At 42.4% G+C, this 13,218-nt stretch carries 12 protein-coding genes; 7 read left to right on the top strand and 5 right to left on the bottom strand.

Annotated elements, in window-relative coordinates; translation table 11 throughout:
• Nucleotides 1–80: 80 nt before the first annotated feature.
• The 6 genes from FCN14_RS15295 (at nucleotide 81) to tsaD (ending at nucleotide 7,294) form a co-directional block, all read left to right on the top strand.
• On the top strand, nucleotides 81–506 hold the full coding sequence (locus tag FCN14_RS15295; protein WP_138432177.1) for an Hsp20/alpha crystallin family protein: 426 nt from the start codon (nucleotides 81–83) through the stop codon (nucleotides 504–506).
• A 125-nt stretch (nucleotides 507–631) separates the two neighbouring features.
• Nucleotides 632–2,602 (top strand): molecular chaperone DnaK, encoded by a 1,971-nt coding sequence (gene dnaK / locus FCN14_RS15290; RefSeq protein ID WP_138432176.1) that lies wholly within the window; start codon nucleotides 632–634, stop codon nucleotides 2,600–2,602.
• Between the two features lie 246 nt (nucleotides 2,603–2,848).
• Nucleotides 2,849–4,414, top strand: coding sequence for an L-aspartate oxidase (gene nadB, locus FCN14_RS15285; protein WP_138432175.1), 1,566 nt, complete (start codon nucleotides 2,849–2,851; stop codon nucleotides 4,412–4,414).
• A 1-nt stretch (nucleotide 4,415) separates the two neighbouring features.
• Nucleotides 4,416–5,279, top strand: coding sequence for a carboxylating nicotinate-nucleotide diphosphorylase (gene nadC, locus FCN14_RS15280; RefSeq protein WP_138432174.1), 864 nt, complete (start codon nucleotides 4,416–4,418; stop codon nucleotides 5,277–5,279).
• A gap of 21 nt (nucleotides 5,280–5,300) precedes the next feature.
• The gene (nadA, locus tag FCN14_RS15275; protein ID WP_138432173.1) at nucleotides 5,301–6,242 is read left to right on the top strand and encodes a quinolinate synthase NadA; all 942 of its coding nucleotides are present in this window, start codon (nucleotides 5,301–5,303) and stop codon (nucleotides 6,240–6,242) included.
• A 50-nt stretch (nucleotides 6,243–6,292) separates the two neighbouring features.
• Nucleotides 6,293–7,294, top strand: a complete 1,002-nt coding sequence (gene tsaD / locus FCN14_RS15270; protein ID WP_138432172.1) for a tRNA (adenosine(37)-N6)-threonylcarbamoyltransferase complex transferase subunit TsaD — start codon at nucleotides 6,293–6,295, stop codon at nucleotides 7,292–7,294.
• 90 nt (nucleotides 7,295–7,384) lie between these two features.
• Here tsaD and rnhA read toward each other — a convergent pair whose 3' ends face one another.
• The 4 genes from rnhA to FCN14_RS15250 form a co-directional block, all read right to left on the bottom strand.
• Nucleotides 7,385–7,837 carry a ribonuclease HI gene (gene rnhA / locus FCN14_RS15265; RefSeq protein ID WP_138432171.1) on the bottom strand — a complete coding sequence of 151 codons (453 nt, stop codon included), beginning with the start codon at nucleotides 7,835–7,837 and terminating at the stop codon, nucleotides 7,385–7,387.
• Complete coding sequence (pyrF, locus tag FCN14_RS15260; RefSeq protein WP_138432170.1) at nucleotides 7,830–8,666, bottom strand: orotidine-5'-phosphate decarboxylase; 837 nt, start codon at nucleotides 8,664–8,666, stop codon at nucleotides 7,830–7,832. Before pyrF ends, rnhA begins: the two co-directional genes overlap by 8 nt.
• Nucleotides 8,667–8,790: 124 nt before the next feature.
• Entirely contained in the window at nucleotides 8,791–10,170 is a 1,380-nt protein-coding gene (locus FCN14_RS15255; protein ID WP_171032964.1) for an SGNH/GDSL hydrolase family protein, read from the bottom strand.
• A 19-nt stretch (nucleotides 10,171–10,189) separates the two neighbouring features.
• Nucleotides 10,190–11,443 (bottom strand): OmpP1/FadL family transporter, encoded by a 1,254-nt coding sequence (locus FCN14_RS15250; protein WP_138432168.1) that lies wholly within the window; start codon nucleotides 11,441–11,443, stop codon nucleotides 10,190–10,192.
• Between the two features lie 243 nt (nucleotides 11,444–11,686).
• Here FCN14_RS15250 and FCN14_RS15245 point away from each other — a divergent pair, with 243 nt between their 5' ends.
• The gene (locus FCN14_RS15245; RefSeq protein WP_138432167.1) at nucleotides 11,687–12,433 is read left to right on the top strand and encodes a class I SAM-dependent methyltransferase; all 747 of its coding nucleotides are present in this window, start codon (nucleotides 11,687–11,689) and stop codon (nucleotides 12,431–12,433) included.
• Nucleotides 12,434–12,492: 59 nt separating this feature from the next.
• On the opposite strand, the gene FCN14_RS15240 is transcribed toward FCN14_RS15245, so the two are convergent.
• Nucleotides 12,493–13,155 (bottom strand): hypothetical protein, encoded by a 663-nt coding sequence (locus tag FCN14_RS15240; protein ID WP_138432166.1) that lies wholly within the window; start codon nucleotides 13,153–13,155, stop codon nucleotides 12,493–12,495.
• Nucleotides 13,156–13,218 lie beyond the last annotated feature (63 nt).

Below are 13,218 nucleotides of genomic sequence, written 5' to 3'. Positions count from 1 at the left end.
GTCATAAATATATCCCACCTTTAAAACTTGGCATTGTCATTGCTCATACAATAGTGAACTTGAATTAGACCAGTGGATCTATGAATGATTTCGCAATTGATATTGAAAAACAGTTAACAAAGCTGGGTAAAGATATACAAGACTTTGTAGAACGAATTGTGCCTTTAGAAGATAAAGGCCATGATTTTGCTCCGGCATGTGATATCATTGAAAGCGATGAAGAGTTTGTCATTAAGCTAGATCTTCCGGGTCTGTCAAAGAAAGAAATTAATATCGCACTGAAAGAGCATGTTTTGACGGTGAAAGGTGAACGAGTCACTGAATTAGATGATGAAGAGGTGTTTCGTCGCCAAGAGCGCTCGACGGGTGTTTTTTCTCGCTCATTTGCTCTGCCGGAAAATGTTAATGCTGCCGAAACAGATGCCCTGTTTCGTAATGGCGTATTGACAATAACAATGCCTAAATCAGAAGTGCTTAACGATGCACAATCGATACCAATTAAATAATTAATTACTTGTCATGCTGAAATTGTTTCAGCATCTGATAGATCCCGAAACAAGTTCGGGATGGCAGGTTTGTAAGAAATTGCACAAAGAATTAAATAACTAATAAAAAAGAACAAATAACTACTATGGGAAAGATTATAGGAATTGACTTGGGTACTACCAACTCCTGCGTTGCCGTTATGGAAGGTAATGAGCCTACGGTGATTCAGAACTCTGAAGGAGGCCGAACAACCCCATCGGTTGTGGCTTTTTCTAAAGACGGTGAACGCCTTGTTGGGGCACCCGCGAAACGACAAGCAATAACGAATCCTGAAAAAACGATTTCATCTATTAAGCGTTTTATGGGGCGTCTGTATAATGAGGTTGAAGAAGAGACGCACCAGGCTTCTTATGAGATTGTAAAAGGCGATGATGATACTGCTCGTGTTCAGATAGAAGATCGTAAATATGCCCCTCAGGAAATTTCTGCGATGGTGCTTCAAAAGATGAAGCAAACCGCCGAAGAGTATTTGGGCGAAGATGTTGAAGAAGCAGTAATTACCGTACCTGCATACTTTAATGATGCACAGCGTAAAGCAACACAAGAAGCTGGTGAAATTGCAGGGATTGATGTTAAACGTATTATAAACGAGCCAACTGCTGCTTCTCTGGCATATGGTCTTGATAAGAAAGACCAAGACCAAACGATAGCAGTGTATGACCTTGGTGGCGGTACATTTGATATTTCTATTCTTGAGCTTGGTGATGGTGTATTTGAAGTACGATCCACAAGCGGTGATACCCACCTCGGTGGTGATGACTTTGACTCTCGATTGATTGATCACCTGGCAAAAGAGTTCAAAAAAGATGAAGGTATTGATCTTCGTGAAGACCCAATGGCAATGCAGCGCTTGAAAGATGCTGCTGAAAAGGCAAAAATTGAGCTGTCCAGTTCGCAGAAAACGAATGTGAATCTGCCATTTATTACAGCTACTGATTCTGGACCTAAGCATTTGAACATTGATGTCAGCCGTTCGCAATTTGAAAAGCTGATTGATGACTTGGTTCAGAAAACTATCGATCCATGCAAGAAAGCATTGGGCGATGCTGAAATGACCAAGAATGATATTGATCAGGTTATCTTGGTCGGTGGATCTACACGAATTCCAAAAATTCAGGAAGTTGTAAAAGAATTCTTTGGCAAAGATCCTAGTAAAGGTGTTAACCCTGATGAAGTAGTTGCTGTTGGAGCTGCGATACAGGGTGGTGTAATGTCTGGTGATGTTGATGATGTAGTACTACTCGATGTTACGCCACTGTCTCTCGGTATTGAAACTTTGGGCGGTGTATCAACACAGCTTATCGAAGCAAATACTACTATCCCAACAAGTAAGACCGAGACCTTTTCTACCGCTGCTGATAACCAGACCAGTGTAGAAATTCACGTACTGCAGGGTGAGCGTGCGAAAGCACAAGATAACCGCACCTTGGGACGTTTTCACTTGGATGGTATTCCACCAGCACCACGCGGAGTTCCTCAGATTGAGGTAAGCTTTGATATTGATGCTGATGGTGTTCTGAATGTTAGTGCCAAAGATAAGGGAACCGGAAAAGAACAGAGTATCCGCATTGAGTCTTCTTCTGGACTGTCCGAAGAAGAGATCGAAAAAATGAAAGAAGCGGCTGAAGAGCATGCTGAAGAGGACGAACGTATCCGTAAGCGAGCAGAGAAGCTCAACAAAGCGGACAGCCTCGTATTCTCAACACGCAAGCAGCTAGATGAACATGAAGACAAGATCTCTGATGAGAATAAAGAGAAGATCGAAGAAGCTCTTGAGAAAGTGAAAGAGCTTCACGACCAAGAGAAGGTAGATGAGCTGGATGATGCAATGGAAGAACTCAATAATGCATGGTCTGAAGCTTCACAAGAGATCTATCAATCTGCTGCTGATGGTCAACCCGGACCCGGTGCTGCCGGACCTGGTGGTGCTGCCGCTGGAGCCGCTGCCGGAGCGGGAGCTCCAAATGGGGCAGCCGAAGCTGGTGCTGAGCAAGACGACGATGAAGATGCTGTAGATGCAGACTTCGAAGTTGTTGATGATGAAGATAAAGAGTGATCATTTGCTAATGATTTCTAATTAGGATTAAGCCCTCCATCTGAATGATGGAGGGCTTTTTTTATGACATTGTTTTTTAATTGTCGCTAGCTAAGTCAGACTTATTGTGTCGTTATATTTTGAATAAAACGACTAAAAAAACTATAGCTACGGTTATTTTTTCACTCCGCAGACTAAACCAGTAAGGAGGTTAGGGGAGATGGATATAATGCCTTATATTTGAATGAATTTTAGTTATCCCAAGCAGTGAACAGTTACACCTCAAAAACCGATTTCCTCATCATTGGCAGTGGTGCAGCCGGCCTACATGCGGCCTGGCATGCCAGTCAATACGGTAATGTAACTCTCATTACAAAGTCCAGTCTTGAAGCCAGCAGCAGTTACTGGGCCCAAGGGGGGATTGCCGCTGTCTTAAACGATGAAGATAGCTATCAAAGTCATAAAGAGGATACGCTTGAGGCGGGCAGAGGTACCTGTAATCCTCAAGCCGTTGATATACTTGTCCAAGAGGGAGCCAAACGGGTACAGGAGATTATAGATCTCGGAATGCCCTTTGATACTGAAAATGGCAATATCGAACTTGGACTTGAGGGCGGTCATTCAAATCGACGGGTACTGCACGCTAATGGAGCTGCTACGGGCAAAGCGTTGGTGGAATTCTTTACTGAGCTGGTTAAGCAGCAGGCAAATATTGAGATTGTTGAGCACGCCTTTGCTTATGAATTGTGTACCAGAAATAGCCAATGCTTGGGAGCAAAAGCTTATCTGTATAAACAAGATCAACTGTTAACGATAGAAAGTCCGGTAACAATATTAGCAACCGGAGGCTATTCGGGGCTCTATCAGCGAAGCACAAATCCTCATACCTCAACGGGCGATGGTTTGTGGCTGGGGTATAATGCTGGAACGAGCTTACGCGATCTTGAATTCGTGCAGTTTCATCCTACCGCTTTTTATGCCGGAGACGGATCTACCTTTTTAATTAGCGAAGCAGTGCGCGGAGAAGGAGCCCGGTTGTACAATAAATCGGGTGAGCGTTTCATGGCATCATATCCCCAACAAGAATTAGCTCCACGGGATGTGGTATCCCAAGAGATTTTAAAGCAGATACAAGCGCAGGAATCCGATTATGTATACCTGGATGTTCGCCATTTGGATATTGGTGAACTGGGTACTCATTTTCCAACTTTGATACAACGCATTGAGGAGCAGGGCATTGATCTGTGTACGGAAGGGATTCCGGTGGCGCCTGCTGCCCACTATTGTATTGGAGGTATCGCTACAGACTTACATGCACGCACATCAGTAGGAGGGTTATTTGCTTGTGGTGAAGTAGCGGCAACAGGTATACATGGAGCTAACAGACTGGCCAGTAATTCGTTACTGGAATGCTTGGTATTTAGTAAACGAGCAGTAGAAACTTCACAGGATAGTGATATTACTATAGGTGATAAAGGGACCCTGTCGTCAAAATTTGAGATAGAAGACAAAAACAAAGAATTGTTTACCGCATTACAGCAAAATGTTGCGGGACTGTTGAGTAACTATGTTGGCATTGAAAGAAGTAGAGAAGGGTTAAAAGAGGCGTTGGACCAATTGAAAGTTTTTGAAAATCAGCTCTTGGAAAATGATAAGGAGTATTACTCCTTGCGTTCTAAGGGAATGATAAAACTTGCCCAATTGATCAGTCGTTCTGCATTGGAAAGAGAAGAAAGCAGAGGCGTTCATACCCGGAGTGATTTTCCGGCTATGCAATCTTCTTCATCTCCTATTCGCTATCAAAAAGAAAATATGAAATCCCTTTCGGTATAAGATGAAGAATAAAGAACAAGCTGAAACTAAACATGCGTTGATAGAAGCGCTGATCGATCGTGCTTTTGAAGAAGATATTCGCAGCGGTGATATAACTACAGATTCTATTGTTGATGAGGATTATAAAGCCGAGGCAATTTGGTTCACCAAAGAGGAAGGAGTTGTTGCCGGTATTGAGGTTGGCCGGCGCGTATTTGAAAAGTTGGACCCTGATATTAAATGGAATTCCCATGTCAATGAAGGCGAAAAAGTACCTAAGAAAACGTCTATTGTGACGATAAAGGGGAATGCCCGCGCTATTTTGACCGCCGAACGCATCGCCTTGAATATAGCCCAGAGAATGTCGGGCATTGCCACTACGACTCGTAAATATGTGGAGGCCATCGCTGATCTGGATACGCAAGTATTAGATACACGAAAAACCGTTCCGGGGCTACGCTTGTTAGATAAAGAGGCCGTTACTGCGGGGGGTGGTGCCAATCATCGTATGGGACTTTTTGACTTAGCAATGATAAAAGATAATCATATAGTTGCTGCCGGCAGTATTACAAAGGCCGTTCAAAATGTGCGACAGAATGTTTCTAACGCACGTATTGAAGTTGAAACAACGACATTGGAACAGGTCGAAGAAGCAATAGCAGCTGGGGCAGATATCATTATGCTAGATAATATGAGTATAGCTACAATGAAAAAGGCAGTGGAATTTGTGGATGGAAAAGGAGCAACCGAAGCGTCCGGTAATATTACCCTAAAAACTATTAAAGAGGTAGCCTCTACAGGCGTTGATTTTGTTTCTGTTGGGGCTCTTACCCATTCGGTTTCCGCTTTTGATATAAGCCAGCAGATACAAGAAATTTATAAATAGAATGAAAACGGAATAGTTATTATGAATACCCAAGAGTTAATTGATGGGATAAAAGAACTGAAAGAAGAAAAGAACGCTGTAATTTTAGGCCATAACTATATGGTACCCGAAGTGCAGGATATCGCTGATTATATTGGTGATTCTCTGGGACTTTCTCACCAGGCAGCAGATACCGATGCTGAAATGATCGTCTTTTGTGGCGTTCATTTTATGGCAGAAACTGCATCCATTATTTCTCCGGATAAGCAGGTGCTTATTCCGGATTTAGATGCGGGTTGTTCGCTCGCTGATAGTATTACAGTGGAACAGTTGCGTGCCTGGAAAGCAGAGCATCCCGATGCTGTTACGGTTACTTATATCAATACAACCGCTGCTGTAAAAGCAGAGTGTGACTATTGTTGTACTTCTTCAAATGCGGTAGATGTGATTAACACCATACCGGAAGAGAAAGAGATTTTATTCTTGCCCGACAAGTTTTTAGGTGGATATATTGAGATGGTTACGGGTCGGGAACTCAATATTTGGGATGGTGCTTGCCATGTGCACGAAAAGATCGGGGAGTTGAATCTTTCTGAAAAGCAGGAAGAGTATCCCGAAGCTGAGATGTTGATTCATCCAGAATGTGGTTGCTCAACTTCCTGCATGATGAAGTCGGCAATGTATTTTGATTGCGAAGATGGTCATATTCATTCCACAAGCGGTATGCTAAATCGGGCCCAGGAGTCGGATGCCGATGAGTTTGTGGTTGCTACCGAAACCGGAATTTTACATCGCATGCGTAAAGAAAATCCAGGTAAAACATTCCATCCAGCCAATGAAAATGCGGTATGTGAATACATGAAGATGATTACGCTTGAGAAGTTATACGACTCACTGAAATACGAGCAGTATGAGGTGAAAGTTGAAGCAGAATTGGCCGAGCGGGCTCACTTGCCGATCGAACGCATGTTAAACATTGCCTGATATCAGTTTTAAAAGTTGTTTTAACGATAGCCTTGTTAGATTAGAATACGATGACCATACTAGGTATTGAATCCTCTTGTGATGAAACCGCTGCTGCTGTCTACACTGGTGGGGGCATGAGATCGAATGTTATTGCCTCTCAGTCTGTGCACGAACAGTATGGCGGGGTAGTACCGGAGTTAGCTTCTCGCGCCCATCACAAGACGATTTGGCGAACGGTACAGCAGTCGCTGGAGGAGGCAAACGTAGAGATAGAGGAGGTTGATGCAATTGCTGTTACTCAGGGGCCCGGCCTTATGGGATCGCTGCTGGTAGGACTCTGTTTTGCAAAGGGATTATCCCTTTCAAAGGATATTCCGCTTGTTGGTGTTAACCATATGGATGCTCATATCTATGCTAATTTTATCGATGAGGAGCCAGAGTATCCCTTTGTAGCTCTTACTGTATCTGGAGGGCATACTCAGCTTGTTCATGTGTCAGGTCCATTCGAACATGAGCTACTTGGTGAAACGAGGGACGATGCTGCAGGCGAGGCTTTTGATAAGATCGGTAAAATTCTTGGTCTTCCATACCCTGGGGGACCGGTGATTGATGAACGGTCGAAAAATGGGGACCCGCGCTTTCATGATTTCCCGCAGGCGATGTTAGATAATAATTTTGAGTTTAGTTTTTCTGGCTTAAAAACCTCCGTCAAATATTTCTTGGAAGATCAAGAGAATAGGGAGCAGTTTTTAGCTGATCACCTAGACGATGTTTGTGCCAGCGTTTCATATGCTATTACCGAAGTATTGGTAAAAAAATTAGATAATGCTATTAAGAATACCAGTGTCGATAGCGTGGTATTGGCGGGAGGTGTTTCTGCAAATTCGATGCTGCGTCGAAAAGCAAAAAAACTTGCCAACGATGTGGAATGTGATTTGTATATTCCGAAATTAGCTTATTGTACTGATAATGCAGCAATGATAGCCATAACAGGTGCTATGATGGCCGAGCGGAATATGTATGCTGATATGGAGTTAAAACCGTTTGCCAGTTTGAGTAACAGGAAGTAGATAAAAGCTAGGTTCTCCATCTCTTGCTGAACCCTGCACTGATCTTCCAAAGTATTATAATTTAGCACTGCCTAACAATATATAGCTCTGTTATTGATATTTTTTAGAAGCCTCAACCGCCAGACGGTCAACACGGTTATTCCGAACATTATCTGAATGCCCTTTTACTTTAATCCACTCTACTTTGTGAGGTTTCATCGCTGCCAACATTTTTTTCCAAAGATCTTTGTTCTTCACCGGTTTTTTACTGGCTGTTTTCCATCCTCTTTTTTGCCAATTGTCAATCCATCCCTTCTTAAAGGCATTTACGATAAGAGCACTGTCACTGTGGATTTTTATATGGCATGGCTGGTTAATCGCTTTAAGTGCTTCAATAACGGCGCGCATCTCCATTCGGTTATTGGTAGTGTTAGAAGCCCCGCCGGTAAGTTCTTTTTCAACGCCATTCCATTGCAGTAATGCACCCCAGCCTCCTGGTCCCGGGTTTCCGCTGCATGCTCCATCGGTATATACAATTACAGTTTTTTTACTCTTTTCAGACATATCGGTTGGTTATTGGAGCTAAACGTTTTTTAAGGTTTGAGGCAGCGTTGCCTATGGCATTTTTCCAGTCCTCTGAATCATTTCGGGCATAGATGATGCTTCTGCTTGAGTTAACCAGGGGAGTTCCGGTATGGGCTTCAAGGGCGTTGGCAAGTTCATTGACAGAACCGCCCTGTTTACCAACCCCCGGAATAAGTAATGGAGATTGTTGGAAATGGGAGATCACAGGATCCAGTTCTGTAGCCTTTGTTGCTCCTACCACCATACCGACAGCAGTGGTATGGTTTTGTTGTTTTTTATGAAGGTTCTTGGCAATAAAAGTGGATAGCGTTTGGCCACTGTCCAGTTGTTGTAAGAGAATATCTTTTGCCCCGGGATTCGAGGTAAGCGTTAGAACATAGATGCCTTTTTTGGGGTAATCCAGAAAAGGTTCAAGGGTTTCAAAGCCCATTAAGGGATTTAGAGTAATAGCGTCTACCTCCAGGGTCTCAAAAAATGCTTTTGAATAGTGTTCGGCTGTAGAGCTTATATCGCCTCGTTTGGCATCGGCAATAATGACTTTGTCTTCGGGAATATTGTTTATTATTTCTTCAAAAGTATCCCATCCATCAGCGCCGAGTGCTTCAAAGAAACCGAGATTTGGTTTATAAGCCGCACAGTGCTCATGGGTCACATCAATTACAGTTTTTAAGAATTGAGTAACTCTTTCGGCCGGATCAATTATGCCATTTAACTCAGCCGGAAGTAGGTCCAAATTGGGATCAAGCCCTACACAAACCGTGGAGTTATTACTGTTTACCGCCTTATTTAATTTCGTCTTAAAATCCATGCTTACGTTATTTTAATTTCAGCAAAAGATACAAACTGCCTCGTGTGATTCGAAATCATTATCCCATAAAAAAAGCGGAGAGGATAACCCCCCTCCGCTTTTGTCGTCAGCTGAAGATATGCGGTTAGTTTGCTACTGGGAATCCTTCAGGAGTTTTGGCTACGTCAATCTTATCCAAATTTGCGTTGTACGCATTATTTAGAACTTCAATTGACTGGTTGGCAATAACAGCTGCTCCCCTATTTGTTGGATGGATACCATCAAAGCTGAACAGTTCACCCGGGACCGGCCGGAGATTTAAACCATCTGTCTGATATCCCATTTGTCCTTGGGAGCTTTGAAAGGTGGTAAAGATATCACTGAATATTTTGTTTATATCAACTACCGCAAAGTTATTGTTTGAAGCAACTGAAGCAATAGTCCCATTGTATTGGGCAACAGCAGCTGCTGCTCGTTCAAGTTCAGAATCGGAGGGATCCTGAGTCGCCAAATTGCCATCCAGTACCAATTCATCAGGGATAGCAGTACTCGGCTGAACCGGAGGTTGTACTTCGCCTGCTTGCACTTTGGCAAAGTATGACTGTGCACTCAGAAGTGGAAAATCGTCTTTACGCATTACTTCAGCATTCCCGTCTACATCTATATAGATGTCAAAATTACCATTTTCGGTGACAAGCTGATAACTTTGACTACTGGAGTTAAAAGTTATAGCTCCTTGTTGTTCTAGCTGTGTTCGGAGGTAGAAGACAAAAGGAATATTGGTTACATCCGGAATAGTGTATACCATCACACTGGCGCCTGTTGCTGCTAAGCCTTGAGCAGAGGCCTGATACAGGTTAGTGAAGTTGGCTGCTGGTGTAATCGATTGCCCTTCTCCTCCTGATGTAACAAAGCCAAGCACATCGTTATTACCCAGCCAGAATGTGATAAAGGTTGGATTCTGCTTAGCCACTTGGTTATGGAGATTTGGAGCTGACTTTGAAAGTTCGGCTTGTTCCATTACAAGACTATAGAAAGGATTAAAAGCCGGATTCGTTTGATCGGTAGCCCGTTCTTTTAAATTTCCAGCATTTTTTGGATTCATGTAGTCAACCAAAACAGCTCCCGGAACTCCAAGGTTTGAAAAGGGTTTGTCATCTTGGTTAATAGGAGCACCCTGGTTAGAATTACGAGTTGTTGCTACTGGATCGAGACTCGTTAACTCTATTCGCCCCCCAGAACCGATACCCGGATTACTAATCAACGGTTGTTCAAAGCTTTCAGATTTATTCATCTGACGAGCAAGTAGGTTGGGAAAAGAGTATTTCTGTGCGGACTCATATAACGCGTTATTTTGAAAACCCGCTGTCAGACTATTTCCTACTGCTACATAAGAGGTAAAGTCAGCATCTCCGGAATCATCAGTAGCAGGGTCGAGGTCGTTGTAATCTTTACAATTTGAGAGAAGTGCCAGTAGTATAACCAGCGATAATAGTTTTTTGGTATGTGTTATCAAATAATTCATGACGTGAATTCCCATTTTATTATAAATTCAGAGTGAAGCCTAAACTCGGCAGGTTAGCATAGGTTGTATAAACGCCATCAATACCGCCTTCATGGGTATTGGTAACCTCGCGCTGTTTGGCACGGATAAAGATATATGCGGCATCAATAGCCAGGTAATCCGTGAGGCTATATGTCACACCACCGGAAAACAACCAGCGGTCAGAGTCAGGTAGAGTGGGATCTACATAGCGATCTTTAATGGGGTTTTCATCGTATGCAATTCCTCCTCTCAAGGTAAGACCTTCAATACCTACTTTCGTATATTCTGCACCAAAGCGAAGCTGCCATGAATCGTTGTAGTTTCGTTCACTAACAATGGTACTACCGCCTAATGCAGGGATATTTTGGTCAAAGTTAATAGCTAACTCATCATAGCTAGACCAACCCCACCAAACATAGTCCAGTTCAGTGGTAAGCCCCTCTATTGGCTTCACATTGAGGGCAATAACATAGCTGGAAGGCATGGTGATTTCTGCACCGCCTTTTGCCTCGGATGGGAATCCAACATTAAGGTTTTCAAAGGTCGCATCTCCTTCGAACTTTGTAGTGACTTCACTTCGATAGGTAAAGCCGATGGTTATATCTTCTACCGGTTCATACAAAAGACCAGCATTGAAGCCATATGCAGGCTTTTCGAGTTCACCATTTAAAATAAAGGTTCCTTCGGGCGTAAAAGAGGTAACGGCACGTTTCAGCTTTACTTCTCCATGTGCAGCGATCTGTAAACCAGCACCGATTTTAATTTTTCCGATACCGAAATCGGGCAACTGATATCCGATAGATGGATTTATAAAAAGCGTTTCAATACTTGTTTCAATAGCAGATCCGCGACCAACCCAGTCAGAGGGCCATTTGGTTCCCAGTCCAAAAGGAGCATAAACTCCGATACCAGCCGTAAGATTATCAGTTATTTGGTAAGAACCGTAAAAGTTAGGAACCAGGAAATTTTGTTTTTCCATAACGGTTTTTTCTCCACGGGGAGCCAGCGAAGAAAGGTTACGGAACGTTGAACGTGGAGCAATAATGGTAGCTCCACCGCTAACCCGTATGCCGTCCATCCCACCCAAACCGGCTGGGTTATAATAAATAGTTGAAACGTGATCTGCGTAAGCAGAAAAAGCGCCGAGCATACCATTGGCACGGACACTTGCTTCATATATTGAGAATCCGCTGGCGAGAGCAGATCCCGAACATAAGAATATTAAACAGATTGTAGCTATGAATCTTCGCATAAATTCTCCAGATTTGGTTATTAATTTAGTAGAGCAGAAATTGCTGAGTATTTGCAAGATGCTCTGATGTGTATTGATAGTAGTTGATTTGGTTAATTTTGTTATCCCATATGGTTGTATCGGTTAACACTGTTAAGGAACAAATAATTAAAACCTAAGGAAAGATAAAAGCAAAAGTTTGCAATAATCCTGTAATTTTGATTCATTCCGTGCAGTAAATGCTCAATATAGAAATAGATTTACATGGGTTGGTTCGAAGAGTGGTTTGATAGTCCATTATATGAAAAGTTATATGCTAATCGTGATGAAGAGGAAGCACGACAGCTAATCAGTTTTTTAGAAGAAAAATTTTTGCATAATGAATGTTCTACTATTCTTGATTTGGGATGTGGGCGCGGTCGCCATTCAATAGATCTGGCTCAAAAAGGATATAGAGTGAAGGGGATTGATCTGTCTCCCCAAGCGATTGAAACAGCTATGGAAAAAGCCGAAGAGTTGGAACTTGATAATGTTTCTTTTGAAGTGGGGGATATGCGTGAGCCACTGGATCAAACTTTTGATGCCGTTGTGAACCTTTTTACCACTTTCGGTTATTTTGAGCATGATGATGAAAATGCATCAGTTCTAGATAGTGTTGTGAAAATGCTGAACCCGGATGGTCTGTTTGTTTTAGACTATTTGAATGCAGAAAAAGTAAAACGGGAATATAGGCCTGAAGATCAGGGAGAGTTTCATAATATTCATTATAGTATCCAGCGATATGTGGAGGATGGGGCTATCCACAAAGATATTATTTTTGAAGGACAGGGACTTGATGAACCGCGTTCCTATTCTGAACGAGTAAAATTATATGGATTACCCTGGTTTAAAAGTGAAATGAATAAAAGAGATCTAGAGATCTTAGATGTAAAAGGGGATTACCGGGGAAGTGATTTTGACCCCAAGAGTAGCCCAAGGCTTCTCATTATTTGCAGAATGGAGAATGATTAATTGTAAACTGACCTTCAGAGGGTTTAAATTTTTCTTTGCACACGGTAGGATTCAGCTGTTTAAATTGTAGTATCTGTGAAAACTTCTTCAGCCCCATGCGGTGGGTTGCCTAAGGTCCAGGTCTCAAAGTAGAAATGCCGTTCTGATCCCATTCTTTTACTATTGATACTGAAAAAACGGAAAGCGTTATCTACTAATGGTTTTAAGTGGGTAAACAGGAGGGGATATATATTTTCCAGAGAAAACAGGTGTAAGTCGAATCCATGATGTGCTTGTTCTTTATAGATTACGTAGTCTTCATCTTTTAATATCTCGCTGAGCTCTTCTTTTTTATGGCCTACGTTTGATTCCTCATCAAGCTGTAGTAGCTCGAAGTTGTATTCTTTTTGAGGATTGCTACTGATAATTAAAACCTGTCCAATTGTTGTACTATCAATAGCTTCTGATAGTCGCTGGTAGTTCCCTTCGGCAGTATGAATAGAACGGTTGATAAAAGCGTTATCCAACTGTTGAAGGACGTCTTGATATTTTTCGATTTTGTTTAGCCCAAACTGCTCCTCTTCGAGTTTTGTACCGGTAAGGTAGAATTTGGAATAAGTAAGGTCAGGCTTCATAAAATCTGATAACGTAGCCTCAACTTCTTCTTTCGACTTGTTGGCGTTGCGTTTAGCTAATTTATCAAGTCGTTGGTCATGATTAAAGAATAGTTTAAAAATATCCATGGTGGTAAAGCTACAGCTAATGGGAGGTTGCAATTACTGTTGACAAACAGAAAGATCTTGAAT

It is taken from the genome of Fodinibius saliphilus (assembly GCF_005869845.1).
GTDB lineage: Bacteria > Bacteroidota > Rhodothermia > Balneolales > Balneolaceae > Fodinibius > Fodinibius saliphilus.
This window is presented reverse-complemented; position numbering and strand designations above follow the sequence as displayed.

Coding starts and splice junctions, on each gene's coding strand:
- FCN14_RS15295 (WP_138432177.1), top strand. CDS start 81: ATGAATGATTTCGCAATTGATATTGAAAAACAGTTAACAAAGCTGGGT.
- dnaK (WP_138432176.1), top strand. CDS start 632: ATGGGAAAGATTATAGGAATTGACTTGGGTACTACCAACTCCTGCGTT.
- nadC (WP_138432174.1), top strand. CDS start 4,416: ATGAAGAATAAAGAACAAGCTGAAACTAAACATGCGTTGATAGAAGCG.
- nadA (WP_138432173.1), top strand. CDS start 5,301: ATGAATACCCAAGAGTTAATTGATGGGATAAAAGAACTGAAAGAAGAA.
- tsaD (WP_138432172.1), top strand. CDS start 6,293: ATGACCATACTAGGTATTGAATCCTCTTGTGATGAAACCGCTGCTGCT.
- rnhA (WP_138432171.1), bottom strand. CDS start 7,837: ATGTCTGAAAAGAGTAAAAAAACTGTAATTGTATATACCGATGGAGCA.
- pyrF (WP_138432170.1), bottom strand. CDS start 8,666: ATGGATTTTAAGACGAAATTAAATAAGGCGGTAAACAGTAATAACTCC.
- FCN14_RS15255 (WP_171032964.1), bottom strand. CDS start 10,170: ATGAATTATTTGATAACACATACCAAAAAACTATTATCGCTGGTTATA.
- FCN14_RS15250 (WP_138432168.1), bottom strand. CDS start 11,443: ATGCGAAGATTCATAGCTACAATCTGTTTAATATTCTTATGTTCGGGA.
- FCN14_RS15245 (WP_138432167.1), top strand. CDS start 11,687: ATGGGTTGGTTCGAAGAGTGGTTTGATAGTCCATTATATGAAAAGTTA.
- FCN14_RS15240 (WP_138432166.1), bottom strand. CDS start 13,155: ATGGATATTTTTAAACTATTCTTTAATCATGACCAACGACTTGATAAA.